The organism is Nocardioides sp. NPDC057577 (assembly GCF_042801335.1).
Lineage (GTDB): Bacteria > Actinomycetota > Actinomycetes > Propionibacteriales > Nocardioidaceae > Nocardioides.
In genome coordinates, this window is record NZ_JBHVGB010000334.1 from 1 (window position 1) to 1,501 (window position 1,501).

The 1,501-nt window shown below is 66.3% G+C and carries 1 protein-coding gene; it reads right to left on the minus strand.

The features are described from left to right. A partial coding sequence (locus tag ACFU7D_RS29575; protein WP_378874086.1) for a helix-turn-helix domain-containing protein occupies positions 1 to 778 on the minus strand: 778 nt, incomplete at its 3' end. Positions 779 to 1,501 lie beyond the last annotated feature (723 nt).

Here is a 1,501-nt window from a genome sequence, read left to right on the forward strand (position 1 = left end):
CGCTGATGGACGACTTGTCGTCGGGGCGGGCGGCGCGTATCGATCGCAGGGCGGCCCAGGTGTGGTCGATGCCCTTGCGTCTGTGGTAGACGCCCCACAGCTTGTCGTCGCCGACGGAGTAGCAGCCGTGGAAGTAGGTGACGCCGTGGGTGCGGCGGTAGGTTGCCGGCAGGCGGTCGGGGCGGCTCTGTTCGGCCCAGCAGGAGCCGGCGGTGGGGCGGATGCCCAGTGGCCCGAACTCGTCGAAGGCGAACGTGCGGTCAGGACGCTCGTTGACCGCGTACTCGATCCGTTCCAGCTTGGCGTCGAAGGCCGGGTCTGGGGATTCCTTCCAGGTCTTCGTCCGCTGGAAAGTGATCCCCCGGCGTGCCAGTAGGCACCGTAGGGCCTCGCGGCCGATCCGGACAGGCCGGGCTATGTTCCTGCGAAGGTGATCGACCAGTTTGCGGACTGACCAGCGAGTGAAGGGCTTGCCCAGCACGGTGGGCCGGGTGGTGGCCGTCTGGATGACGAAGTCCTCGTCGTCACTGCTCAGCAGGCGGGGACGGCCTCCCGCCCACTGAGGGTTGAGGCATGCAAGCCCGATCTCGTTGAAGCGGTGGATCACGTCCCGGACGGTGTCCTCGTCCGCCTGAACCAGCCGCGCGATTACCGGGACCGTGCTGCCGCCGGCCGAGGCCAGCAGCATCATCGCCCGCCGAAACCGCACCGAGCTGGTACTGCCCCGGCGCACGATCTGCTGCAGCTTCTGCCCTTCTTGGTCGGTCAACCTGCGCACACGGACAGGCTCAGCCACCACACCCCCAGCAGTCGAATCAGACGTCACCGCACATCCAACCGCCGAAGCCGCCGCCCAGACGTGGAGTTCGACGTAGTGGGTGTGGTCATGGACCGAGTGGCAGCTGGGACCAGGTGGCGTTAACGGCGTGAAATGGCCCCAGATTTTCGGTCTGGGCCGGCCCCACGTCGGTGGTTGAAGCGGCCCCTGTTCCGGCCTGAACTGGCTCCGGGTTCCGGTCTCAGCTGGGCCAGGCATGGTAGTCGTGGGGCTATTGAGGTGGGCTGATGGGCCATGAGCGAGAATGCTGCGCATGACGACTTGAAGAGCACCGGCAAGGCGGTGGCACTGGGTCAAGGTGGCGACCTGGGACACGGTCGAGGACGGTGATCGCCGAAGCTGCACTGCCTGCGGGACCGCCGTCCGCTCCTACCAGTTCCGTCTCTTTCCGCCTGAGTCCTCGATGTTCGAGCGGTGCGTCGGCTTGGCATGGTGCTCCGGGTGCCGGATCTACTCCAGTGCGATGGTCCACGTTCCCCGAACACGTGTCCTCGCCGACGCGCTGGGCTCTCTGCCTGAGGACGAGTCGGTTCGACTGCGCCGCAGCGAAGCGAAACTGGTCGACTACCTCGATCGCCAAGGTCGCCGGAAGCCGTGATCCACATCCAGAGGGCGACCGGTCATCTGTGAGGGCTACTTCTTCGCCTGTTGCTTGGCCTTGGT